The following is a 23,190-nucleotide window of genomic DNA, read 5'->3' as shown; positions in this document are numbered from 1 at the left end:
GGGCTATCTGGGCCCTGATCGACAGATTGTTCCGGAGGGTCGAATTCAATAATTTGGCCATGAGCAAGGCGTACTTCGCCACTGCTGGTTCGGAGCATGAATGGCTGAGGAAAGCGATCTCGAGAAAACGGAACCCGCCTCCGAGCGGCGCCTTGAAAAGGCCCGCGAGGAAGGCAACGTAGCCCGTTCCCGCGAGCTCACCACCTTCGTCATGCTGGGCACGGCCTGTGCCGGCCTGTGGCTCGCGTCGGAGTCGCTCGGCACGAGCATGAACGGCGCGCTGCGCATGGGACTGCAGTTCGACCGCGCGGCAGCCTTCGACCCTTCCTACATGCTGGCCCGCACCGGGCTGATGTCGATGCAGGCGCTGGGCGCCATCGGCCCGATGTTCGCGATGATGATCGTCGCAGCCGTGGTCGCGCCGATGATGCTCGGCGGCTGGCTCTTCTCCACCAAGTCGGTGGCGCCGAACTTCGGCAAGCTCAACCCGTTGGCCGGCATCGGCCGCATGTTCTCCTCGCAGTCGCTCGCCGAGCTGCTCAAGGCGCTGGCCAAGTCGGCGCTCATCGGCGGCGTGGCCTGGTGGGTGGTGTCGAGGGACATCGGCACCCTGATGGCCCTGATGGCACAGCCCGCGCAGTACGCGCTGCCGCATGCGGTCGTGCTGGTGGCCAGGCACTGCGTGCTGATCGCCGCGACGCTGTTCCTGGTGGCGCTGATCGACGTGCCCTTCCAGCTCTGGAGCTACTACCGCAAGCTGCGCATGTCGCGCGAGGACGTGCGCCAGGAGCACAAGGAAAGCGAAGGCGATCCGCACATCAAGGCCGCGATCCGCCGCCAGCAGCAGCAGATGGCGCGCCGCCGGATGATGTCCGAGGTGCCCAAGGCAGACATCGTGCTGACCAACCCCACGCACTTCGCCGTGGCGCTCAAGTACCAGGAGGGCGGCATGCGGGCCCCCCGCGTGGTGGCCAAGGGCACCGAGCTCGTGGCCGCGCGCATCCGCGAACTGGCGAAGGAGCACAAGGTGGCGATCCTCGAAGCGCCGCCGCTCGCGCGCTCCCTCTACAGGCACACGAAGCTGGGCGACGAGATTCCCGCAGGCCTCTACACCGCCGTGGCCGAGGTGCTCGCCTGGGTCTACCAGCTTCGGCGCTGGAGGGCCGAAGGCGGCGAAGCGCCGCGCACGCCCACCGACCTGCCGGTTCCCGCAGATCTTCAATACACCGCCGCCGATGCGGCTGAGCTTGCCGCATGAACGCGATGACAAACCTGATGCGCTTGCCCGCGCGCTTCTTCCCGGGCTCGCAGCTCAAGGGGCTGGCCGGGCCGATCCTCATCATCATGATCCTGAGCATGATGGTGCTGCCGCTGCCGCCATTCCTGCTCGATCTTCTGTTCACCTTCAACATCGCCATGTCGGTGATGGTGCTGCTGGTGAGCATGTACACGATGAAGGCGCTGGACTTCGCGGCCTTCCCGGCGGTGCTGCTGTTCTCCACGCTGCTGCGCCTGTCGCTGAACGTGGCCTCCACGCGCGTGGTGCTGATGAACGGCCACACCGGCGCCGACGCGGCGGGCAAGGTGATCGAGGCCTTCGGGCACTTCCTCGTGGGCGGCAACTTCGCCGTGGGCGTGATGGTCTTCATCATCCTCGTGCTCATCAACTTCATGGTGATCACCAAGGGCGCGGGCCGCATCGCCGAGGTGGGCGCGCGCTTCATGCTCGACGCGATGCCCGGCAAGCAGATGGCCATCGACGCCGACCTCAACGCCGGCCTGATCGGCGAGGACGTGGCCCGCAAGCGCCGTACCGAGGTGGCGCAGGAAGCCGACTTCTACGGCTCGATGGACGGTGCCAGCAAGTTCGTGCGCGGCGACGCGATCGCGGGCCTGCTCATCATGGTCATCAACATCATCGGCGGCCTGGTGGTGGGCATGGTGCAGCACGGGCTGGACTTCTCCACCGCAGGCAAGACCTACACGCTGCTGGCCATCGGCGACGGCCTGGTGGCGCAGATCCCGGCGCTGGTGATCTCCACCGCCGCGGGCGTGATCGTCTCGCGCGTGACCACCGACGAGGACGTGGGCAGCCAGCTCACGGGCCAGCTCTTCTCCAACCCGCAGGTGCTGTTTCTCACGGCCGGCATCGTCGGGCTGCTGGGCATGATCCCGGGCATGCCGAACCTGGCGTTCCTGCTGATCGCGGGCGGCCTGGTGTGGCTGGGCCGCGGGCTGCTGCAGCGCAAGCCGAAGCAGCAGGCCGCGCAGGAGGCGGCCGCCGCGCAGGCCGCGAACCTCGCCGCGTCTTCCGCAGAGACGGCGGAGGCCACCTGGGACGACGTGGCCATGGTCGACCCGCTGGGCATGCAGGTTGGCTACCGGCTCATTCCGCTGGTGGACCAGTCGCAGCAGGGCGAGCTGCTGGGCCGCATCAAGAGCATCCGCAAGAAGATCGCGCAGGAAGTCGGCTTCCTGGTGCCGGTGGTGCACATCCGCGACAACCTGGAGATCAAGCCCAACACCTACGTCATCACGCTGAAGGACGTGGAGATCGGCCGCGGCGAAGCCTTCCCCAACCAGTGGATGGCCATCAACCCGGGGCAGGTCAGCGGCACGCTGCCCGGCACGCCCACGCGCGACCCGGCCTTCGGCCTCGCCGCGACATGGATCGACGCGAGCCTGCGCCAGCAGGCGCAGGTGTACGGCTACACGGTGGTCGACGCCTGCACGGTGATGGCCACGCACCTGAACCACCTCATACAGACGCATGCCGCCGAGCTGCTGGGCCGCCAGGAAGTGCAGCAACTGCTCGACCAGATCGCCAAGACCGCGCCCAAGCTCACGGAAGACCTGGTGCCCAAGGTGCTGTCGCTCAGCACGCTGCACAAGGTGCTGCAGAACCTGCTCGACGAGGAAGTGCCGATCCGGGACATGCGCACCATCCTCGACGTGATGGCCGAGCACGCGCCGACCGTGAAGGACCCGACCGAGCTCACCACGCTCACGCGCCTGGCGCTGGGCCGCGCGATCACGCAGCAGCTGTTCCCGGGCGACAGCGAGATGCAGGTCATCGGCCTGGACGGCTCGCTCGACGGCGTGCTGCAGCAGGCCCTCACCAACAGCAGCGGCATCGAACCCGGCATCGCCGACAACCTGCTGCGGCAGGCGCAGGCCGCCATCACCCGCCAGGAGCAGATGGGCCTCGCGCCCGTGCTGGTGGTGCAGCACGCGCTGCGCGTGCTGCTGTCGCGCTTCCTGCGGCGCAGCCTGCCGCAGCTCAAGGTGCTGTCGCACGCAGAGATTCCTGATTCCCGAACCATCAAGGTCACCACCGCCATCGGAGGACGAGGTTGAATTCCCCCCAACAGACAGACGTGCGCGCCACTGCGCGCAAATTCGTCGCGGCCACCAGCCGCGAAGCCCTGCGACTGGTCAGGGAGGCGCTGGGCGCCGACGCCATCGTGCTCTCGCATCGCGTCACCGCCGAAGGCGTGGAGATCGTCGCCATGGTCGAGGGCGAAGTGCAGGGCGTGGTGCAGCAGGGCAGTGCGCCTGCGAAGCCCGTGGCTGCACCGATCGTGGCGGCACCGGTTGCTGCGCCGGCGCCGGTCGCGCATGCGATGCCGATGCCGCCGGTGCCTGCTCCCGTTGCGCCCGTCGCAGCCGCTGCACCGATTGCAACACCCGTCCCGGCCCCCGCCGACACGGTGCTCGAAGAGCTGCATTCCATGCGCGGCATGATCGAGGAACAGCTCGCCAGCGTGGTATGGAACGACAGGCAGCGCCGCGACCCCGTGCGCGGCCGCCTGCTGCGCACGCTGCTGGGCGCGGGCTTCAGCGCGCGGCTTTCCAAGGCCATGCTCGAGAAGCTGCCCACCGGGCGCACTTACGCAGAAGGCATGGCCTACGTGCGTTCGGAGCTCATCCGCGCCGTGCCCGTGCACGAAGATGAGGACGCCCTGTTCGCCCAGGGCGGCGTCTATGCGCTGATGGGCCCGACCGGCGTGGGCAAGACCACCACCACCGCCAAGCTGGCCGCGCGCTGCGTGATGCGCTTCGGCGCCGACAAGCTCGCGCTGGTGACCACCGACAGCTACCGCATCGGCGCCTACGAGCAGCTGCGCATCTACGGCCAGATCCTCAACGTGCCGGTGTACGCGGTGAAGGACGCCGCCGACCTGCACCTCGTGCTGCGCGACCTGCGCGAGAAGCACATGGTGCTGATCGACACCGTCGGCATGAGCCAGCGCGATCGCGCCGTGCCCGAGCAGATCGCCATGCTGGGCCAGAGCCCGAGGCCGGTGAAGAAGCTGCTGCTGCTCAACGCCACCAGCCACGGCGACACGCTCAACGAGGTGGTGCACGCCTACCGCCACGGCAACGAGCTTGCCGGCTGCATCTTCACCAAGGTGGACGAGGCCACGCATCCGGGCGCGCTGATCGACACCGTGATCCGCCACCGCCTGCCGGTGCACTACATCTCCAGCGGCCAGAAGGTGCCCGAGAACCTGATGCAGGCCGACCGCGCGCAGCTGGTGGACAGCGTGTTCCAGCCGCGCCAGCACAGCCCGCTGTTCGTTCCTGCCGAGAGCGACCTGCAGGAAGACGCCGCTTCGGGCGCCGCCTCGCAGCAGGCGGTGCAGAAGGCGCAGGGCGAGACCGACCTGCTGCGCCTGAAGTACCAGAACCTGATCCGCGCGATGGCGCACGATGCGCAGGAACTTGCCACCACGGCGAGCGCGCTGGCCGGCTCGCAGATCGGCTTCGAGCGCGCACGTACGCTGTGGCGCCAGGCCACGGACGAGGAGGCGGGCCAGAAGGCCGTGCTGCAGGACTTGCTGGTGCATGCGCGCAGCGAAGTGGCCACAGGCTGCGCGAGCTACGTGCTCGCGCTGTGCGGCCAGGTCGGCCTGCGCTCGAACGAAGGCGGCGATGCCTACGAATGCCATGGCAGCCTGCTGCTGTCGGACCGCACGGGCCTGCCGATGGCGGCGCCCAACCAGTGGCTTTCGACGGCGGCCACGCGCGGCACCAAGGACGCCGCGCGCAAGCCCGGTGCACGCCAGGTGCCATGGCTGCGCCAGCAGGATTTCGGCCATCGCCCGATGGTCCATCTGCTGACGCGGCTGCCCGGCATCGAGGCCATGGTGCAGTGGCAGGCCGCCGGCCAGCGCTGGCTGGCGCGCGCGCCGGGTTCCACGGCCGTGATCGATTCGCGCACCGGCTCTCCCGACACGCTCGCGCGCATGGATTTCGAGTTCGCCGAGGAGCGCCCCGTGCGCTTCCGCGGCAAGGCGGCGCTGCTCGCCGTGGCGCATGCCGACGTGGTGCTGCGCTTCAATGCCGCCGCGATGGCGGCGGGCATCGCACGCGACGAGATGCCGGCGCTGCGCTGCATCGCCACGCGCGTGGTCGATGCGCGCAGCGGCAACGTACTTGCGCTGAGCCATGCGCTGTCGAACGTCGGTACAGAGGTTTCGGCGCGCCAGCTCGCGCAGTGGCTGGGCTGGGCCGTGGATGCCGAACCCTGCTTCCGCCTGCTGCGCGACGGCGTGCAGCTGGTGGGCGGCATCGGCGAATTGGGCGACCCGGACATCATGAAGCGGCTGCTGATCGCCGGGCAGATGACCACCACCGTGTGGCGCCTGCTGCAGGCCGAAGGCGAATGGGCCGACCGTGCCCGCGCGCTGATGGGCCAGCTCACCGGCCGCCCCGCACGCAACGGCCGCGCCATGAGCGGCAGCGCGCTGTACGCGGGCTTTGGCAAGCTCTTCCTGCTGCTGGACGCGCTCGGCACCGAATCGACCGCGCCGGTGCAGTCGCCCCGTGCGCTGGAGAAGCCGCAGAAGCTGGAGCGGCAGGATTGAGGGCGCTGCGATGAACAAGCTGGTTGCGGATCAGGCGGACGGCCTCCGGCGCCTGCTCGCGCCGACGCAGGCGCGCGTGCTCGCGGTGGCCGGCATGGGGCGCGGCGCGGGCGGCACCACCGCCGCGATGAACTTCGCCGTGGCGCTGGTGGGGCAGGGCCGCAACGTGCTGCTGCTGGACGAGCATTGCCGCGCCGAGGGCTCGGCCTGCGAGGTCTGGGACATCGACCCGCTGGGCGGCCTTGTCGACGTCGCGGCCGGGCGCCTCACGCTGGACGGCGCCGAGGTGCGCATGGCCTGCGGGGTGCATGTGCTGCCGGCGCCGCCCGCGGCTGCAAGAGGAACATCGCAAGGCGCGGCCGACCCGCGCAGGTTCTGGCACGACGGCGTGGTCGTCATCGACGCGGCCTTCGACGGCGAGGGCCGGCTGTCGCCGCTCGCGCAGTGCGCGGACGACCTGCTGCTGGTGCTGCAGCCGCATCCGGCCTCGGTCACCTCGGCCTACGCGGGCATCAAGCGCCTGCACCACGCCCACGGCCTGAAGCAGATGCGCTTCCTGCTCAACGGCGTGGTCGACGTGCAGGCCGCGCGCCAGATCATGAACAACCTCGCCCATGCCGGCAGCCGCTACCTCGCGCTGTCGCTGCGGGCGGCGGGATGGGTGCGCTTCGATCCGCTCGTCTCCGACGCATGGCGGCTGAAGAAGACCATCGCCGAGGCCTTTCCCGCGAGCCATGCGGCGGTCGACTTCCGCCGCGCCGCGGGCGAGATGGACCAGTGGCCATGGCCCGAGGCAGCCCCGCTGCAGGCCGTGGCCTGAGCCGCCGGCTCCGCACCGAGGAAGGAAGGAAGCACGACGGCCATGTACACCGCACAAGGAACCATCGAGAAATCGCACCTGCTCGCGCAGCACCAGCCGCTGGTGCGCCGCATCGCGCTGCAGATGATGGCGAAGCTGCCGGCCAGCGTGGAGCTGGACGACCTGATCCAGGCCGGCATGCTCGGCCTGCTTGACGCATCCGCGCGCTACCAGGACAACCGCGGCGCGCAGTTCGAGACTTTCGTGAGCCAGCGCATCCGCGGCGCCATGCTCGACGAGTTGCGTGCCGCCGACTGGGGCTCGCGCGGCCTGCGCCAGTCGGCGCGCGGCATCGAGAAGGCGATGCAGGCGCTGGGCCACAGGCTCGGGCGCGCTCCCACCGAAGGGGAGATCGCCCGGGAACTGAAGATGGACATCGAGGCCTACCAGTCGCTGCTGCAGGAGATCCAGGGCTGCCAGCTGCTGTATGTGGAAGACTTCTCCAAGGACGACGCCGACAACGGTTTTCTCGACAGTCACTCGCAGGACGCCCGCAAGGACCGGCGCAGCAGCGACGATCCGCTGGAGCAGCTGCTGGAAAGCGGCTTCCGCCACCAGCTGGTGGACGCCATCTCGGCGCTGCCCGAGCGCGACCAGCTGCTGCTGAACCTCTATTACGAGGAGGAGCTGAACCTGCGCGAGATCGGCGCCATCCTCGAAGTGAGCCAGTCGCGGGTGTGCCAGCTGCACAGCCAGGCGATCAGCAGGCTGCGGGCGAAGCTGAAGGATGTGCTCTAGGGTCTGTTCACACTATTTCCCGGGTCGCGTTGGTGCTCCAAGGGGCTGGCTGCAAGGCGCGCGTGCGCAGTAAGGCTGGCGCCCTGCAAGCGCGGGCAACGCCGCAGACGGCCCCTTGGAGCACCAACCCTGCGGGAAGGGCAGCCAGGGCGGGCCACTCGGCGTTGCGCTCCTAGCGTGTGCGCATGCACACGCGTCGTCACGCGCCTTGATTGGCCCGCCCTGGCTGCCCTTCGCGACCCCGGAAATAGTGTGAACAGACCCTTGAAGGATGCGCTGAATAGGCGTTGTCCGTCAGCCAGGCGCGCTCGCCTCCGGCGCAGGGCGCCTGCGAGGGCACGAAAACTCGGAGTCTTGCCAAAGACCCGCAACAAGCAACTCTCTTCAAGGCTGCAGGCCAGCCGCCCCATCGGCGAATACGCGCTCATCGGCTCGACCCACAGCGCGGCGCTGGTGCATCTGGGCGGCGACATCGAGTGGCTGTGCCTGCCGCGCTTCGACTCGGCCGCGATGTTCGCCAGCCTGCTGGGCGACGAGCGCAACGGCCACTGGACCATGTGCGCGCGCGACCGCAAGGCGCGCGTCTCGCGGCGCTACCTTCCCGGCACCGTTGTGCTGGAGACCACGATTCGTACAGGCACGGGCGTGGCCGTCGTCACCGACTTCATGCCTCGCCCCGCGCTCGACGGCACACACGAGGTGGTGCGCATCGTGCGGGGCGTACGGGGCACGGTGAGCATGCACACCGAGTTCCGCATCCGCTTCAACTACGGCGAGTGGTGCCCGTGGATGGAGCGGCGCGATGGCGCGGTGTTCGCCACGGCCGGGCCGGATGCGGTGCGCATCAGCTCCGGCGTGCCGCTGGTCAACGAGAACTTCGCGAGCTTCGCCGACTTCACCGTGTCGGCGGGGCAGTCCATCGCGTTCAGCCTCGACTGGTTTCCCTCGCACCTGAAGCCGCCGGTGACGCGCGATGCCAACGCGCTGCTGGCGCGCACAGTCGCCGAATGGAGTGCGTGGACCGATCGCTGCGGCTACCACGGCGAATTCCGCGAGCCGGTGATGCGCTCGCTGCTCACGCTCAAGGCGCTGACCTACGAGCCGACCGGCGGCATCGTCGCCGCGCCGAGCACCTCGCTGCCCGAGCTGCCCGGCGGCGAGCGCAACTGGGACTACCGCTTCTGCTGGCTGCGCGATGCAGCGCTCACGCTCTACGCGTTGATCGGCTCGGGCTACGTCGAGGAGGCCAGCGCATGGCGCTGGTGGCTGATGCGTGCGGTCGGCGGGTCGCCCGAGGAACTGCAGGTGATGTACGGCCTGCACGGCGAACGCTCGCTCACCGAACTCGAGCTGGGCTGGCTGCGCGGCTACGAGGACAGCCGCCCGGTGCGCATCGGCAACGGCGCGCACGGGCAGCGCCAGCTCGACGTGTACGGCTCGGTCATCGCGGCCTTCCATGCGGCGCGCAAGGCCGGCCTGTCGGACATGGACAAGCTGTGGCCGCTGGAGCGCGCCATCGCGAAGCAGCTGATGGAACTCTGGCGGGAGCCCGACTGCAGCCTGTGGGAGGTGCGCGGCGAGCCCCGCCACTTCGTGCATTCCAAGATCATGTGCTGGCTGGCCTTCGACCGCGTGATCGCGAGCGCCACGGAATACGGGCTCGAAGGCCCCATCGAACGCTGGCGCGAGGCGCGCGACCAGATCCACGCCGAGGTCTGCGCGCGTGGCTACGACGCGTCGAGCAACTCGTTCGTGCAGTACTACGGCGCCGATACGGTGGACGCGGCGCTGCTGTGGATGCCGCTGATCGGCTTCCTGCCGATCCATGACGAGCGCGTTCAGGGCACGGTCGCGCGCATCGAGAAGGAGCTGGTCTTCAACGGGCTGGTGTACCGCTACCGCACCGAGAAAGGCGTGGACGGGCTCGGCGGCGGCGAGGGCGCGTTCATGGCGTGCAGCTTCTGGCTGGCGAACGTGTACGTGGCCATGGGCAAGGTGCGCAAGGCGCGCGTTCTCTTCAGGCGGCTGCTGGCGCTGGGCAACGACCTGGGCCTCTTCGCCGAGGAATACGACCCGGTGGCTCAGCGGCAGCTGGGCAATTTTCCGCAGGCCTTCTCGCACATCGGGCTGATCAACAGCGCGCACGCGCTGGTGTCGGCGGCCGGTGGCGTGTGGGAACTGGCGGACCTCGATGGCAAGGCGCCGCAGAAGAAAAAGGAAGAGGGCAAGGAAGCGAAGAAGGAAGCGAAGAAGCCGCCCGTCAGGAAGCGTTCGCGAGCGCGAACTCCTCGGCGCTGAACACGGTGTGGAAGACCGTGCCGTCGAACATCTCGAACAGCTTCTTCGACACTTCGCGGCTTTCGTAGCGCACGGGCGATTCGAGCGCGCGGGCGATGTCCTCGCGGCTCGCGTAGCGGATCGACAGCACCATCGCCAGTTCGGGGTCGCTCACGTCGCTTTCCAGCTGGCGCAGCACGCGCACCTCGAGTGCGCCGGGAAAGCGGGTCCACAGCGGCACGAGCTTCTCGTGCACGTGGCGGTCGAAGGCTTCTTCCATGCCGGGCTTGACCCGGCCCCTGAAGAACGCGCAGCGGATGAACATGGCTTCTCTCTTTCCTGTGTCGAATCTGTGCGATGACGGCAGCGGACCGTTCAGCCGCGTTCGTAGCCGCTGAACTGCCGCATCATCTCGGCCGTGTCGTGCGCGCCCAGCCCGGCCGCGACGAAGGCGCGATGCAGCTCCGAGACGGCGCCCGCCAGTGGTAGCGGAAGCCGCTGGCCCTGCGAGAAGGCCTGCACCGCCTCGAGGTCCTTGAGCATGTTGTCGATGCGGCCGGTGGGCGAGTAGTCGCGCGCGGCCATCTTGGGGCCGAACTCGCGCAGGATCTGGCTGTCGGCACGTCCGCCGGAGAGCGCCGCGGGCAGCTTCGAGGCATCGACGCCGCCGGCCTCGGCCAGCCGCACCGCTTCGGCAACAGCCTGGAAGCCGATGGCGCAGAGCAGCTGGTTGACCAGCTTCGTGGTCTGGCCCGCGCCGCTTTCGCCCATGTGGGTGTAGTTGGCGCACAGGCTGTCCATCACGGCGCGTGCGCGCTGCACGTCTTCTGCGCTGCCGCCGGCCATCACCGTGAGCTGGCCGAGCAGCGCCTTGGGCGCGCCGCCCGAGAGCGGCGCATCGACGAAGCCCATGCCCGTGCGCTCGCGCAGCGACTGCGCGAGCCGGCGCGTGGAAGGAGGGTCGATGGACGACATGTCGATCAGCAGCCGCTGCGCATCCGCCGGCACGGCGGCCGCGATGCCGTGCTCGCCGAAGATGGCGCGCTCCACCACCGCGGCCGAGTTGAGGCTGGTGATGACGAAATCGCTGGCACCGGCTGCCTCGCGCGCCGTGGCGGCAGCGATCGCGCCGTGTTCTGCCAGCGCCGCGACCTTGGCGGCATCGAGGTCGAACACGCTCACCCGGTGGCCGCAGCCGAGCAGACGGCGCGCGATGGCCGAGCCCATGATGCCGACGCCGATCACGGCCACGCGCGTCGCCGGGGCGGTCGTCTTCGTCATGCGAGGGCCACCATGGGATGTCCGATGTGGGGCCGCGGCACGGTGCTACAGGCTCGCGGTGATGCCGCCGTCCACATACAGGATGTGGCCGTTGACGAAGCTCGATGCGTCCGAGGCCAGGAAGATGGCCGCGCCGCCGAGTTCTTCCACGTCGCCCCAGCGGCCCGCGGGCGTGCGGCCCGAGAGCCACGCGGTGAAGGCCTCGTCGGCCACCAGCGCCTGCGTGAGCTCGGTCTTGAAGTAGCCCGGCCCGAGGCCGTTGACCTGGATGCCGTGCTTGCCGAGGTCGATCGCCATGCCCTTGGTGAGCATCTTCACCGCGCCCTTGGTGGCGGCGTAGGGCGCGATGCCCGGGCGGCCCAGCTCGCTCTGCACCGAGCACACGTTGATGATCTTGCCGCGCTTGCGCTCGATCATGCGCTGCGCGACCGAGCGGCCCACCAGGAACACGCTGTCGATGTTGGTAGTGGTGATCTTGTGCCACGCATCCACCGGGAACTCGGCGAAGGCCCCGCGATGCTGCATGCCGGCGTTGTTGACGAGGATGTCGATGGGCCCGACCTCGGCCTCGATGGCGGCCACGCCGGCTTCCACGGCATCGGCGTCGGTCACGTCGAAGGCCTTTGCTTCGGCCGCGATGCCCCTGGCGCGCAGGGCGTCGCGGGCGGCGGCGAGCAGGGCGGGGTCGCGCGCATTGAGCACGACGCGGGCGCCCGCATTGCCGAGCGCGCCGGCCAGCGCGAAGCCGATGCCCTTGCTGGAGCCGGTGACGAGGGCAGTGCGCCCGGAGAGGTCGAACAGTTTCAAGGGAGTTTCCTGGTGCGTGACAGGCAAATAAGTTACCGGTATCTTTTGATCCAGTCAATGGGTAAACCCTGAGTTCGCGCAGTCCGCTGAAACTATTAAAGTTACCGGTATCATTGTGCGCCAGCCAAAAGGACACCAGCTTGACCACCACCGCCGCTCTTCCGCATGTGCTGATGCCTGGCACCTACCCCGAATGGGACATGGCGCCGATGCGGGAGGCCTACACGCTGCACCGCCTTTGGGAGGCGCCTGACCGGCAGGCCTTCATCGCCGAGCACGCACCGCAGATCCGCGCGATCGCCACGCGCGGCGAACTCGGCGCGAGCACCGAACTCATCGCGGCGTTGCCGAAGCTGGAGCTGGTCGCCTGCTACGGCGTGGGCACCGACGGCATCGACCTCGCCGCCTGCCGCGCGCGCGGCATCCGCGTGACCAACACGCCAGACGTGCTCAACGGCGACGTGGCCGATCTTGCCGTGGGCCTCCTGCTGGCTGTGCAGCGGCGCATTCCGGCGGGCGACCAGTTCGTGCGCAGCGGCGCCTGGGCCCACGGCGGCATGCCGCTGGCCACGCGCGTCTTCGGCCAGCGCATCGGCATCGCGGGCTTCGGCCGCATCGGCAGCACCATCGCGCGGCGGCTCTCGGGCTTCGACGTGGAGGTGGGTTACTTCAGCCGCGCGCCGAAGGCGGAGAGCCCGCACCGCCACTTCGCCAGCCTGAGCGCGATGGCCGAGTGGTGCGACGTGCTCATCGTCATCCTCCCCGGCGGCGAGGCCACGCGCGGCATCGTCAACGGCGAAGTGCTGCAGGCGCTGGGCCCCAGGGGCTGGCTGGTGAACGTGTCGCGCGGCACCACCGTCGACGAAGCCGCGCTGCTGCAGGCGCTGGAGACGCGCGCCATCGCCGGCGCGGCGCTCGACGTGTTCCTCAACGAACCGCGCATCGACCCGCGCTTCGCCGCGCTCGACAACGTGGTGCTCACCCCGCACCATGGCAGCGGCACCGAAGCGACGCGCCGAGCCATGGGCGAGCTGGTGCGCCGCAACCTCGAGGCCCACTTCGCGGGCCGACCCCTGATCACCCCCGTTGCCTGACACCTGACAAAGACAGAAGGAAGAAGAATCATGCGCCTGCGTTGCATGTGCCTCGTGATCCACGCCCCCGACGACCTGCGCCTGGACGAGCAGGACGCCGGCGAGATCGGCCCCGGCCAGGTGCTGGTGAAGGTCGGAATGGGCGGCATCTGCGGCTCCGACCTGCACTACTTCCACAACGGCGGCTTCGGCACCGTGCGCATCAAGGAGCCAATGGTGCTGGGCCACGAAGTTGCCGGCACCGTGGTGGCGGTGGCGCCCGGCGTCGAGAGCGTGCGCATCGGCGACAAGGTCGCCGTCAACCCGAGCCGCCCCTGCGGCGCCTGCAAGTTCTGCCTCGAAGGCCTGCCCAACCAGTGCCTGGACATGCGCTTCTACGGCAGCGCGATGCGCACGCCGCACGTGCAGGGCGCGTTCCGCAACATGCTGCTGTGCGAGGCCACGCAATGCGTGAAGGTGGCCGACCACGTGCCGCTGCGGCTGGCGGCGCTGGCCGAGCCGTTCTCGGTAGGGCTGCACGGCGTGTCGCGCGCCGGCCCCTTGTTGGGCAAGCGCGTGCTGGTGTCCGGCTGCGGGCCCATCGGCGTGCTCGCCATCGCGGCGGCGCGCGCGCACGGCGCGGCCGAGATCACCGCCACCGACGTGGTCGACGAGCCGCTGGCCATCGCGCGCGCCATGGGGGCCGACAACGCCATCAACGTCGCGCAGGACAAGGCCTGGGTCTCGCGCTACTCCGCCGACAAGGGCACCTTCGACGTGATGCTCGAATGCTCCGGCAACGAGCGCGCGCTGCGCGACGGCCTGGAGGTGATGCGCCCGCGCGGCGTGGTCGTGCAGCTCGGCCTGGGCGGCGACGTGAGCATTCCGCAGAACATGGTGGTGTCGAAGGAGCTCAGCATCTGCGGCTCGTTCCGCTTCCATGCCGAGTTCGCGCTGGCGGTGAAGCTCATCAACGAAGGGCGCGTCGATCTTTCCCCGGTGGTGTCGCACACCTTCCCGATGCTGCAGGCGCGCCAGGCCTTCGAGCTGGCGAGCGACAGGCGCAAGGCGATGAAGGTGCTGATCGACTTCGCGGGGGATGCAGCGCAGGCGGAGGCCGTCGCCGCCTGATTCATCGAGGGAAAGGCCTCGATCACGCCGGTTGAAGCGGCGTCGCCCGGCTCATCGAATCGCCGTCAGTCTTGCACGTGCGATTTCTTGTGCGCGTCCTGAAAGATCTGGTGGATCAGCTCCCTGAACCATTTGTGGCCGGGATCGTGATCGTTGCGGGGATGCCAGACGGCATCGATGGAAAGCGCCAGCTCCGGCAGCGGGAACGGAAAGGCGACGCAGTTCGAGCCTGAGAGCACGCTGCCCATCCAGTGAGCCGGCATGGCGGCAATCAGGTCGGTGGATTCGATCACCGGCACCATGCCTTGCCATGTGGGCACCTGGATCATGACCCGGCGTGCCAGCCCGCGCTCGGCGAGCAGTTCGTCGAGGATGCTGCTGCCGACCCCCGAGACCTTCAGGTGCCCGAGTTCGAGGTATTTGTCCAGGGTCAGCGGTGCGGATGCGGCGGGGTGGCCTTTCCTCATCAACACCATCCATCGGTCGTCCAGTATTCGTCGGGAGGCGGAAAGAACGGAGTGCCCCCGGGAAACGGAGAGCCTGATCTCCACGCCTTCGTATTCGACGCGGTCCGACGGCTGGCGCATCTCGAAAGACTGCACCGAGAGGCTGACACCCGGCGCCACGGTGCGCAGTTCGACGCACAGGCGCGGCAGCAGGAGGATGCCGACATAGTCGGACACGCGCAGAAGAAAAGTCCTTCTCGCGGTGGCGGGGTCGAACTCCCCGGCAACCCCGATGGCGTTCTCGATTTCGCTGAAGGCCTTTCTGAAACTCTTCGCGAGGCGAACGGCCTCGGGGGTCGGAACCATGCCTTGCGCGGTTCGCAGCATCAGGGGGTCCTTGAACTGCTCCCTGAGACGGCGCAACGCGTGGCTCACGGCAGAAGAGGTCAGGTTGAGCCTGGCCGCCGCCTTGCTCACGCTTCGCTCTTCGACGAGCGCTTCGAACATCACCAGGAGGTTGAGGTCGATCCTGCGAAGGTTGATCGCTGCGCGATCCTGGTCCGGGGAAAGCTGAATTTCATTCATTTGAATGATGATGGTAATGAATTTGACTGACTGTGGGCCGAGCCAAAACAATCTGGCCTGCACTTAACCAGACAGTTCGGAATCCATGGCAATCACAGGCCGCCACGACGCAGCCCACCAGGCGCTTCCTGGTGAAAAACAAAGAATCTTTCCTGAGGGGGCATGCGACACGCATTTGCATGTTTTCGGATCTCCGGAGGCATTCCCGTTCATCGCCGAGCGCTCGTACACCCCGCCGCCGGCCACGATCGAACAGTACTGGTCTGCCTATAGGCCCTTGGGCATGGATCGCTGCGTTCTTGTCCAGCCGAGCGTGTACGGCCGCGATCACTCGCTCCTGAAGCGGACACTCGGCGACGCAGATCCCGGCAGCATGCGCGGCGTGGCCGTCATCTTCGAAGACACGCCGGATGCCGAGATCGAGGAACTGCATCGACTCGGAGTGAGGGGCGCCAGATGCAATGCGCTGTTCAGCGGAGGCGTTTCCGCCGCCGGCCTGCAATCCATTGCGGATCGGGTGAAGGGGCTTGGGTGGCACATCCAGCTGCTCGTGAACATCGATGCGGATTTCAGCCTCGTCCAGCGCCTGGCCGAAAAGGGCATGAGCGTCGTGGTGGACCACTTCGGCCATCCGTCGAACTGCGGTGACATCGACAGCAGGGGCGTCAGCGGCCTTCGAAGCCTGCTTCGACAGGGATGCGCCTGGGTCAAGTTCTCGGGCGCATACCGGATATCCGCGACAGGCTCAGGCGTCGACCCCGCCGTGCTGCCGCTGGCGCACAGCCTGGCGCACGCGAATCCCGATCGCATCGTCTGGGGCTCTGACTGGCCCCATCCCGGCGTCGACGCGAAGTCGATCGCCAGCATCGAGCTGGCAAACATGATCACCCACTGGTTTCCCGAGGAAATCAGGCGCAAGGCCCTGGTCGAGAACCCGACCCGGCTTTATTGGAACGACTGATTTTTCAAGAAGGAGACATTCATGTTCAATCAAAAAAGCAGCCGCAGAGCTTTCCTGCAAGGTGCCGCATCGCTCGCTGCCTGCGCCGCACTCCACCCCGCCATTGCGCAGAATCGCTTTCCTTCGAAGCCGATCACCCTGGTGGTTCCCTTCGCACCGGGAGGGAACGTGGACATCGTCGCGCGCTCGCTGAGCGTGCCGCTGACCAGGCTGGTCGGCCAGTCCGTGATCATCGACAACCGTGCCGGCGGCGGCGGCGCCGTGGGAACGGGCGCAGTTGCGAGAGCCGAGCCCGACGGGCACACGCTGCTGGTGGCGACACCCGGTCAGCTGGGAACCCTTCCGGAGATCATCAAGGTGCCCTACAAGGCCGACAGCCTGACGCCGGTCGCTCTGCTCAGCCGTACGCCCGTTGTCGTGGTCGTGCGCGCCAACGACCCGCGGTTCAAGACCGCTGCGGACTTCCTCAAGGTCGCCAAGGCTGCCAGCCAGAGCGTGACGGTCGGCCACGCAGGCCCCGGCTCTCCCAACCACCTGGCGCTGCTCCAGTTCGAGGACTCCGCCAAGGCGCAGGTCAATGCCGTGCCCTACAAGGGTTCGGGTCCGGCCCTGGTCGATCTGATGGGCGGCCAGATCGACGCCGTGGTCGACCAGATCACGAGTTCCACCCCGCACATCAAGAGCGGCGCGCTGCGTGCCCTCATCGTGCTGGGCCCGCAGGGCGGCGGGCTTCTCGCGAACGTCCCGACACTTGCGCAACTGGGCTTGCCTTCGTTCGACGCAACCACCTTCGTCGGATTGTTCGCGCCCCGGGGCACGCCTGCCGCCAGCGTCGCCAGCCTGCAGGACTGGGCGACCAAGGCCGTGGCCCAGCCGGAGTTTTCCAACGTGATCAAGGACCTGGGCAGCGAGCCCGTCGGAGGCACAAGCGCTGCGCTCCAGAAGCTGGTCAGCGCCGAGTCGGCCCTGGCTGCGCAGATGGTCAAGCAGGGACGCCTGAAGTCCGACTGATCGGCACCGGATCGCCTGGCGCGAGGATCGCAAGGCGCATGACTTACTGGAAGGAAAGCGGCCGTGCGGGCGCTGCAGGTGCGCGCAGGCTCTTGCGGCTTTGCCGGCCGCGGCCTTGCAAGCGCAGGCAGGCCGGCCGACTGCCCCTCGCAACCGTGGAACCCCGAAATTGATCGAGATCATTCCAGCCCCCGTCGCACTGCAAAGCGGCTACCAGCGCTTTCTCCATGCATTGGGCGCGGCAGGCTTCCGTGGCGAGATCTCGCCGCGATACGCCGACCGCACCGTCCTCGCCACGGACAACTCGATCTACCAGCGCCTGCCCCAGGCCGTGGTCTTCCCACTGGACGGGGCGGACGTCGAAACGCTCGCGAAGCTGCTCGCCGCGCCGGAGCATCGGCAGGTGGTCGTTTCCGCGCGTGGCGGTGGGACGGGCACCAACGGGCAGTCGCTGACGGACGGCATCGTGGTCGACCTCTCCCGGCATCTCAACCGGATTCTCTGGATCGATCCCGTCCGGCGAGTGGCAAGGGTGCAGGCGGGCGTGGTCAAGGACCAGCTCAACGCGGCGCTGCAGGAACATGGACTCTTCTTCGCACCGGAGCTGTCGACCTCCAACCGCGCCACGATAGGCGGGATGATCAACACGGACGCGAGCGGCCAGGGAAGCTGCACCTACGGCAAGACTCGCGACCATGTACTGGAACTCGACATGGTCATGCTGGGCGGCATTCGCTTTTCGAGCAGATCCGTCGATGCCGGCGAACTGGAGGTGCAGTTGCAGAAAGACGGGCCAGTGGGCGCCGTGTGGCGCTGCGCACACCAGATCGCCACCCGGCATGCCGACCTGATCGCCGCGCGCTTTCCTCCGCTGAATCGCTGCCTCACCGGCTATGACCTGGCACACCTCGGGGAACCCGGCGATCGCTTCAACCTCAACAGCGTCCTGTGCGGCGCAGAAGGTTCGCTGGGATTCGTGGTCGAGGCCGAGATCGGGCTGCTCCCCATTCCCCGGTATTCGGTGCTGGTCAATGTGCGGTACGCCAGCTTCATGGATGCTCTGCGGGACGCAAGATTCCTGATGCAGCATCGCCCGCTGTCGATCGAGACGGTCGATTCACAGGTGTTGAGCCTGGCGATGGGCGACATCGTCTGGCAGGACGTGGCGGAGTACTTCCCTGTCGACGGCGACAGGCTGCCGACCCGTGGCATCAACCTGGTCGAATTCTGCGCAGACTCGCAGGAGGAACTGCGCGAGCGCGTGGCGGCCTTCGTCGGCCATCTTGCGGACGATGCCACTGCGGCGCGCATCGGCCACACGGTCGCTTGGGGGAAGGCTTGCGTGGAGAAGGTCTACGCCATGCGCAAGCGCGCCGTCGGATTGCTGGGCAACGTGCCGGGCGAGGCCCGGCCTCAGCCTTTCGTCGAAGACACTGCGGTGCCGCCGGAGAAGCTTGCCGACTACATCGAAGAGTTCAGGGCGCTGCTCGACGGCCACGGGCTGAGCTATGGCATGTTCGGCCATGTGGACGCGGGCGTGCTTCATGTCCGGCCGGCGCTGGATCTGAGAAACCCGGCCCACGCGGCGTTGATCCGCACGATCTCCGATGAGGTCGCGGAGTTGACGCTGAAATACGGCGGCGTGTTGTGGGGCGAGCACGGGAAGGGCGTTCGTTCCGAGTACGCGCCGAAGTTCTTCGGTCCGTTGTATCCGGCACTGCAGCAACTTAAGGCTGCGTTCGACCCATACAACCAGCTGAACCCGGGAAAGATCGCCACTCCCGCGGGCCAGCTTGCAGAGTTGCTGCGTATCGACGAGGTCCCTTTGCGCGCCGACGCCGATCGCCAGATCGACGAACGCGTCTGGCAAAGCCACGCAAGTGCGCTTCGCTGCAACGGCAACGGCGCCTGCTACAACTTCGACCCTGACGATGCGATGTGCCCCTCATGGAAGGCCACGCGTGAACGCAGGCATTCGCCCAAGGGCCGTGCGGCCCTGATGCGGGAGTGGCTGCGTTTGCAGGGCAATGCGGGGGTCGATGTACTCGGGGTGGCTGCGCAGCAGCCTTCGTTCGTCGCCGGATTCGTCAGGCGCTGGAAGAGCGGCCGTGGGCGCGCGGTGGCCGGCAACGGTGCTTCCGATGACTTCTCCCACGAGGTCTACGAAGCGATGAGCGGTTGCCTGGCCTGCAAGTCGTGCGCGGGGCAGTGCCCTGTCAAGGTCAACGTCCCGGATTTCCGCTCGCGCTTCCTGGAGCTCTATCACTCCCGTTACTCGCGGCCGATGAAGGACTACCTGATCGGTTCGCTCGAATTCAGCGTGCCGTTCTTCGCGCGGGTTCCGTGGCTCTACAACGCGGCGATGTCCTCCAGCCTGCTGCGTCGCATGCTCGAACGCCATGCGGGCATGGTCGACAGTCCGCTGCTGAGCCGTTTCGACTTCCGTGCCACGCTGCGTCGCTGGGGCGTACGCACTGCCACCGAGCGGTCGCTGATGGCTCTGACGGATGCGCAGCGGGCCCGGTCCGTCGTCCTCGTTCAGGATGCCTTTACGCGCTATTTCGATACGCACGTTTTCTCGGCATTCATCGAACTCGCTTCACGGCTCGGGTACACGGTGTGGCTGGCGCCTTTCATGCCGAACGGCAAGCCGCTTCACGTCCTTGGCTTTTTGAAGGGGTTCGGCCGTGCAGCGCGCAGGAACGCGGCGATGCTCGACGAACTGGCTTCGTACGGCGTGCCGCTCGTCGGCCTCGACCCTGCGATGACGCTCGTGTATCGACAGGAATACGCGAAGCTCCCAGCCCTGGAAAAGCCTCCCGCCGTGCAGCTTCCGCAGGAGTGGCTGCTCGATGTTCTGCCCCGGATGAATCCGCAACCCGCAGCGGGAGACTTCCGGCTTCTGGGCCATTGCACCGAAAGGACGAACGCGCCTGCGGCAGCGGCCTTGTGGCCCGATGTGTTCGCCCGCGCCGGTTTGAAGCTCCAGCAGCAAGCCAGCGGCTGCTGCGGCATGTCGGGGACCTATGGCCATGAGAGCGTGAACGTCGCGACGTCCCGCCAGATCTACTCCCTGTCCTGGGAGCCGATACTGAAGGATGGGGAGATGCAGAAGACGGAGTTCCTGGCGACGGGCTACTCCTGTCGCAGCCAGGCCAAGCGAATGGAGGGCCGGCATCTCCGGCATCCCGTGGAGGTATTGCTCCAGTTCCATGCCCGGACCGCGTCACCCGCGACGAGCCGACGGCAATGACCTGCGGGTGCGCGACGAAAAACTGACTCGGCAACTGCCTTCGCGAGTGCTCGCGCCACGCACGAGCCCCCAGCGAAGCTCAGCGCCTCAGTCGTCCAATCGATGCAGCTCCACGCCCGGCGCGTCGAGCTCTGCCTTCAACACATTGCCGTGCGTCGAATCGGTGACGAACAGCGTGCACCTGTCCGGCCCGCCGAAGGCGATGTTCGTGGTGGACGCGCCGACGGGGCCGCGCAGCACCATGACCGGCTCGGCACGCGCATCGAGCACCCACACGATGCCCAGGCCCGGGTTCGCGACCAGCAGCCGCCCCTGCGCGTCGACGGCGAGCCCGTCGGGGCCGCTCGGACCATGGGACGCGAAGAACTGCCCCACCTTGGCGACGCTGCCGTCCGCGAGCAGCGGTACGCGCCAGATGCAGTTGCCGCGCGTCACGGCGAGATAGAGCACCTTGCCGTCGGGCGAGAGCGCCACGCCGTTGGGGCTGGGCACGTTCGACAGCAGCAGGTCGAGCTGACCGTCGGGCCGCAGGCGATACAGGCGCCCCGACGGGTCGTGCAGACCGCTCTGGCCCTGGTCGGTGAAGTAGACGTTGCCCCGCGCGTCCAGCACCAGGTCGTTCATGCCCTTGAAGCTCTCGGTGTTGCGCCGCTGCAGGTGCGGCGTGACGCTGCCGGTGTGCACGTCCATGCGCATCAGGCCGTTCTTGTAGTCGGTGACGAGCAGCGTGTTCGCGTCGATGAACTTCATGCCGTTCGGTTCGCCGTCGTACTCGGCGACCAGCGCCCACTCGCCCGAGGCGTCGATGCGGAAGATGCGGCCGAAGGGAATGTCCGAGACGTAGAGGTTGCCGGCGTCGTCGAACACCGGGCCTTCGAGGAAGGAGTCGGTCGGCTGGCCGCCGCGGTTGGCGTCGGCCCAGATGCTCGGCTCGCGGCGCCGGAAATGCCCGGGCATGCTGGTGAAGGTCTGGAGCTCCAGCACCTGGGGCGCTTGCAGGAAGTACAAGTCGGTCTCCTTTGCGGCGCGGATCAGGCTGCCGCGAATCCATAGAGCTTCGCCGGGTTGTCGACGAGGATGCGCGTGCGCACGGCTTCGTCGCCGCACCATGAGGCGAGCACGTTCGCTAGGGCCGCGTCGTCCACCGTTCCCGGCGTCTCGGTCGTGTGCGGCCAGTCGCTGCCCCACACCAGCCGCTCGGGCGCGGCCTCGACCAGCGCGCGGCCCAGCGCGAAGGCATCGCGGTAGGCGGGTGCTCCGTCGCGCGATCGCATGTAGACGCCCGAGAGCTTCATCCATGTGTTGCCGCCGTCGAGCAGTCGCCGCGCCACGGTGAACGCCGCCGCATTGGCACCTTCGGCCGGGTCGATGCGCGCCATGTGGTCGATGACCAGCGGCACCGGCAAGGTTGCCAGCACCGTCTCGAGCTCCACCAGCTGTTCCGGATGCACGAAGACCTGGATGTGCCAGCCCAGCCGCGCCACCTTGCGCGCAAGCGTCGTCAGCATCCGCGGCGTGGTCACGCCCCAGGACTGCGGCGTCACGAAGTTCACGCGCAGGCCGCAGACGCGGTGGGCCGCGAGGCGGTCGAGTTCATCGCCGGCCACGTCCTCGGCGACGACCGCGACGCCGCGCGCCTGTTCGCCCAGCTGCGCGAGCGCATCGAGGGTGCAGGCGTTGTCGGTGCCGTAGGTCGACGGGTTGACGACCACGGTGCGCGAGGTGCCCAGCCGCTGCTGCAGCAGGCGGTAGGCCGCCACCTCGGCGCGAGGCGGCTGGCGCTTCCAGTGCGGCGACGCGGCGAAGCGCGCATCGAAGATGTGCATGTGGCTGTCGCAGGCGCCCGCGGGCAGCGCGGGCGCGGGGCGATCCAGGCCCACCGAGTGGGGAACCGGCTGCGCGATGGAGGTGGCGTTCATTCGTGCGCTGTGGTCAATCGAGCTTGATGTTGCCCTTGCGGATCACTTCCGCCCACTTCGCGTCTTCCTTCTTCAGGAAGTCGGCGAACTCCGCAGGGGTGGAACCGACCGGCTGCACGCCGACGTCGACGAAGCGCTTCTTCACTTCCTCTTCCTTCAGCGCCTCGACCACTGCCTTGTGCAGCTTCTCGGCAATGGGTGCCGGCGTGCCGGTGGGCAGGAAGACGCCGTTCCATTCGTAGGCCTCGTAGCCTGGCGCCACGGTCTCGGCGATGGTCGGCACCTCGGGCAGGCGCGGCGAACGCTGCGGCGAAGACACCGCCAGCGCACGCAGCTTGCCGGAGGACACCAGCGGATACGACGCGGCGATGGTGCTGAACATGAAGTCGACCTGCCCGCCCATCACGTCGGTGATGGCGGGGCCGCCGCTCTTGTAGCCCACGTGCACCATGTCCAGCCCGAGCCGCTGGCGCAGCAGCTCCGCCGCGAGCCGCTGCACGGTGCCGCTGCCGCCCGACGCGAAGTTGATCTTGCCTGGCTCGGCCTTGGCCTTGTCCGCGAGGTCCTTGATGCTCTTCAAGGGTGAATCGGCGCGCACGATCACGATGTTGGGCGCCAGCGCCACGAGCGCGAGCGGCTGCAGCGCGTTGGCGGCATAGGGCATGCGCGCGAAGAGATGCGGATTGATCGAGTAGGGCGTGGCGTCGTAGAGCACGGTGTAGCCGTCGGGCGCGGCCTTGGCGGCGAAGCCCGCGCCGATGGTGCCGCTGGCGCCGGGCCGGTTGTCGACGATCACGGTGGTGCCCAGCTTCATGCCCACGCGCACGGCCAGCACGCGCGCGAGCGCGTCGGCCGAGCCGCCGGGCGCATAGGGCACGACGAGCGTGATCGGGCGCTCCGGAAAGGCCGCCTGCGCGGAGGCTCCAGCGACAAGAAGGCACGCGGCGAGCACGCGTCGGATGGTTTTCATTCTGTGTTC

Annotated in this window: 18 protein-coding genes; 11 read left to right on the top strand and 7 right to left on the bottom strand. The window is 68.0% G+C overall.

Annotated features, from left to right (window positions below; all coding sequences use genetic code 11):
• The first annotated feature begins 100 nt into the window (after positions 1–100).
• The 6 genes from flhB (at position 101) to ABL838_RS23685 (ending at position 9,765) form a co-directional block, all read left to right on the top strand.
• Positions 101–1,258, top strand: coding sequence for a flagellar biosynthesis protein FlhB (gene flhB / locus ABL838_RS23710; protein WP_184641084.1), 1,158 nt, complete (start codon positions 101–103; stop codon positions 1,256–1,258).
• Positions 1,255–3,357: a flagellar biosynthesis protein FlhA gene (flhA, locus tag ABL838_RS23705; protein ID WP_184641085.1), complete on the top strand. Its 2,103-nt coding sequence runs from the start codon at positions 1,255–1,257 to the stop codon at positions 3,355–3,357. Before flhB ends, flhA begins: the two co-directional genes overlap by 4 nt.
• Entirely contained in the window at positions 3,354–5,870 is a 2,517-nt protein-coding gene (gene flhF, locus ABL838_RS23700) for a flagellar biosynthesis protein FlhF (RefSeq protein ID WP_418122201.1), read from the top strand. Before flhA ends, flhF begins: the two co-directional genes overlap by 4 nt.
• Before the next feature lie 10 nt (positions 5,871–5,880).
• The gene (locus ABL838_RS23695; protein ID WP_418117567.1) at positions 5,881–6,690 is read left to right on the top strand and encodes a MinD/ParA family ATP-binding protein; all 810 of its coding nucleotides are present in this window, start codon (positions 5,881–5,883) and stop codon (positions 6,688–6,690) included.
• 42 nt (positions 6,691–6,732) lie between these two features.
• Positions 6,733–7,467 (top strand): RNA polymerase sigma factor FliA, encoded by a 735-nt coding sequence (locus tag ABL838_RS23690; RefSeq protein WP_126023334.1) that lies wholly within the window; start codon positions 6,733–6,735, stop codon positions 7,465–7,467.
• A 354-nt stretch (positions 7,468–7,821) separates the two neighbouring features.
• Positions 7,822–9,765, top strand: a complete 1,944-nt coding sequence (locus tag ABL838_RS23685) for a glycoside hydrolase family 15 protein (protein WP_418122199.1) — start codon at positions 7,822–7,824, stop codon at positions 9,763–9,765.
• Here the strand turns inward: ABL838_RS23685 and ABL838_RS23680 are convergent.
• Genes ABL838_RS23680 through ABL838_RS23670 form a run of 3 tightly spaced genes read right to left on the bottom strand, consistent with a single transcriptional unit; the run spans position 9,728 to position 11,832 of the window.
• Entirely contained in the window at positions 9,728–10,069 is a 342-nt protein-coding gene (locus tag ABL838_RS23680) for a hypothetical protein (protein ID WP_126023335.1), read from the bottom strand. The genes ABL838_RS23685 and ABL838_RS23680 overlap by 38 nt on opposite strands.
• A gap of 50 nt (positions 10,070–10,119) precedes the next feature.
• Positions 10,120–11,025, bottom strand: coding sequence for an NAD(P)-dependent oxidoreductase (locus tag ABL838_RS23675; protein WP_418122197.1), 906 nt, complete (start codon positions 11,023–11,025; stop codon positions 10,120–10,122).
• Positions 11,026–11,070: 45 nt separating this feature from the next.
• Positions 11,071–11,832 carry an SDR family oxidoreductase gene (locus ABL838_RS23670; protein ID WP_126023337.1) on the bottom strand — a complete coding sequence of 254 codons (762 nt, stop codon included), beginning with the start codon at positions 11,830–11,832 and terminating at the stop codon, positions 11,071–11,073.
• A gap of 140 nt (positions 11,833–11,972) precedes the next feature.
• On the opposite strand from ABL838_RS23670, the gene ABL838_RS23665 reads away from it, so the two are divergent.
• A complete protein-coding gene (locus ABL838_RS23665; RefSeq protein ID WP_418122196.1) occupies positions 11,973–12,926 on the top strand; it encodes a 2-hydroxyacid dehydrogenase in 954 nt (317 codons plus the stop codon).
• Between the two features lie 30 nt (positions 12,927–12,956).
• The gene (locus tag ABL838_RS23660; protein ID WP_418122195.1) at positions 12,957–14,036 is read left to right on the top strand and encodes an L-idonate 5-dehydrogenase; all 1,080 of its coding nucleotides are present in this window, start codon (positions 12,957–12,959) and stop codon (positions 14,034–14,036) included.
• A gap of 65 nt (positions 14,037–14,101) precedes the next feature.
• Here ABL838_RS23660 and ABL838_RS23655 read toward each other — a convergent pair whose 3' ends face one another.
• A complete protein-coding gene (locus ABL838_RS23655) occupies positions 14,102–15,067 on the bottom strand; it encodes a LysR family transcriptional regulator (protein ID WP_369661112.1) in 966 nt (321 codons plus the stop codon).
• An 85-nt stretch (positions 15,068–15,152) separates the two neighbouring features.
• Here ABL838_RS23655 and ABL838_RS23650 point away from each other — a divergent pair, with 85 nt between their 5' ends.
• The 3 genes from ABL838_RS23650 to ABL838_RS23640 all read left to right on the top strand — a co-directional run bounded on the left by ABL838_RS23650 (position 15,153) and on the right by ABL838_RS23640 (position 20,292).
• Entirely contained in the window at positions 15,153–16,028 is an 876-nt protein-coding gene (locus ABL838_RS23650) for an amidohydrolase family protein (protein WP_418122194.1), read from the top strand.
• Positions 16,029–16,049: 21 nt separating this feature from the next.
• Positions 16,050–17,039 (top strand): Bug family tripartite tricarboxylate transporter substrate binding protein, encoded by a 990-nt coding sequence (locus tag ABL838_RS23645; RefSeq protein ID WP_418122192.1) that lies wholly within the window; start codon positions 16,050–16,052, stop codon positions 17,037–17,039.
• 172 nt (positions 17,040–17,211) lie between these two features.
• Complete coding sequence (locus ABL838_RS23640) at positions 17,212–20,292, top strand: FAD-binding and (Fe-S)-binding domain-containing protein (RefSeq protein WP_418125901.1); 3,081 nt, start codon at positions 17,212–17,214, stop codon at positions 20,290–20,292.
• An 87-nt stretch (positions 20,293–20,379) separates the two neighbouring features.
• On the opposite strand, the gene ABL838_RS23635 is transcribed toward ABL838_RS23640, so the two are convergent.
• Genes ABL838_RS23635 through ABL838_RS23625 form a run of 3 tightly spaced genes read right to left on the bottom strand, consistent with a single transcriptional unit; the run spans position 20,380 to position 23,181 of the window.
• The gene (locus ABL838_RS23635) at positions 20,380–21,300 is read right to left on the bottom strand and encodes an SMP-30/gluconolactonase/LRE family protein (protein ID WP_418122190.1); all 921 of its coding nucleotides are present in this window, start codon (positions 21,298–21,300) and stop codon (positions 20,380–20,382) included.
• A 23-nt stretch (positions 21,301–21,323) separates the two neighbouring features.
• A complete protein-coding gene (locus ABL838_RS23630; protein WP_418122189.1) occupies positions 21,324–22,211 on the bottom strand; it encodes an amidohydrolase family protein in 888 nt (295 codons plus the stop codon).
• A gap of 13 nt (positions 22,212–22,224) precedes the next feature.
• Entirely contained in the window at positions 22,225–23,181 is a 957-nt protein-coding gene (locus ABL838_RS23625) for a Bug family tripartite tricarboxylate transporter substrate binding protein (RefSeq protein ID WP_418122188.1), read from the bottom strand.
• Positions 23,182–23,190: the final 9 nt, after the last annotated feature.

Origin of the sequence: Variovorax sp. 160MFSha2.1 (genome assembly GCF_048305075.1) — a bacterium.
GTDB classification, from domain to species: Bacteria; Pseudomonadota; Gammaproteobacteria; order Burkholderiales; family Burkholderiaceae_C; genus Variovorax; species Variovorax guangxiensis.
The sequence above is the reverse complement of the archived record's forward strand: the minus strand, read 5'-3'. Positions and strand labels throughout refer to the sequence as shown.

What these genes read in the sequence shown, in the direction of transcription:
- flhB (WP_184641084.1), top strand. Translation starts at nt 101, where the DNA reads ATGGCTGAGGAAAGCGATCTCGAGAAAACGGAACCCGCCTCCGAGCGG.
- flhA (WP_184641085.1), top strand. Translation starts at nt 1,255, where the DNA reads ATGAACGCGATGACAAACCTGATGCGCTTGCCCGCGCGCTTCTTCCCG.
- ABL838_RS23695 (WP_418117567.1), top strand. Translation starts at nt 5,881, where the DNA reads ATGAACAAGCTGGTTGCGGATCAGGCGGACGGCCTCCGGCGCCTGCTC.
- ABL838_RS23690 (WP_126023334.1), top strand. Translation starts at nt 6,733, where the DNA reads ATGTACACCGCACAAGGAACCATCGAGAAATCGCACCTGCTCGCGCAG.
- ABL838_RS23680 (WP_126023335.1), bottom strand. Translation starts at nt 10,069, where the DNA reads ATGTTCATCCGCTGCGCGTTCTTCAGGGGCCGGGTCAAGCCCGGCATG.
- ABL838_RS23675 (WP_418122197.1), bottom strand. Translation starts at nt 11,025, where the DNA reads ATGACGAAGACGACCGCCCCGGCGACGCGCGTGGCCGTGATCGGCGTC.
- ABL838_RS23660 (WP_418122195.1), top strand. Translation starts at nt 12,957, where the DNA reads ATGCGCCTGCGTTGCATGTGCCTCGTGATCCACGCCCCCGACGACCTG.
- ABL838_RS23655 (WP_369661112.1), bottom strand. Translation starts at nt 15,067, where the DNA reads ATGAATGAAATTCAGCTTTCCCCGGACCAGGATCGCGCAGCGATCAAC.
- ABL838_RS23650 (WP_418122194.1), top strand. Translation starts at nt 15,153, where the DNA reads ATGGCAATCACAGGCCGCCACGACGCAGCCCACCAGGCGCTTCCTGGT.
- ABL838_RS23645 (WP_418122192.1), top strand. Translation starts at nt 16,050, where the DNA reads ATGTTCAATCAAAAAAGCAGCCGCAGAGCTTTCCTGCAAGGTGCCGCA.
- ABL838_RS23630 (WP_418122189.1), bottom strand. Translation starts at nt 22,211, where the DNA reads ATGAACGCCACCTCCATCGCGCAGCCGGTTCCCCACTCGGTGGGCCTG.
- ABL838_RS23625 (WP_418122188.1), bottom strand. Translation starts at nt 23,181, where the DNA reads ATGAAAACCATCCGACGCGTGCTCGCCGCGTGCCTTCTTGTCGCTGGA.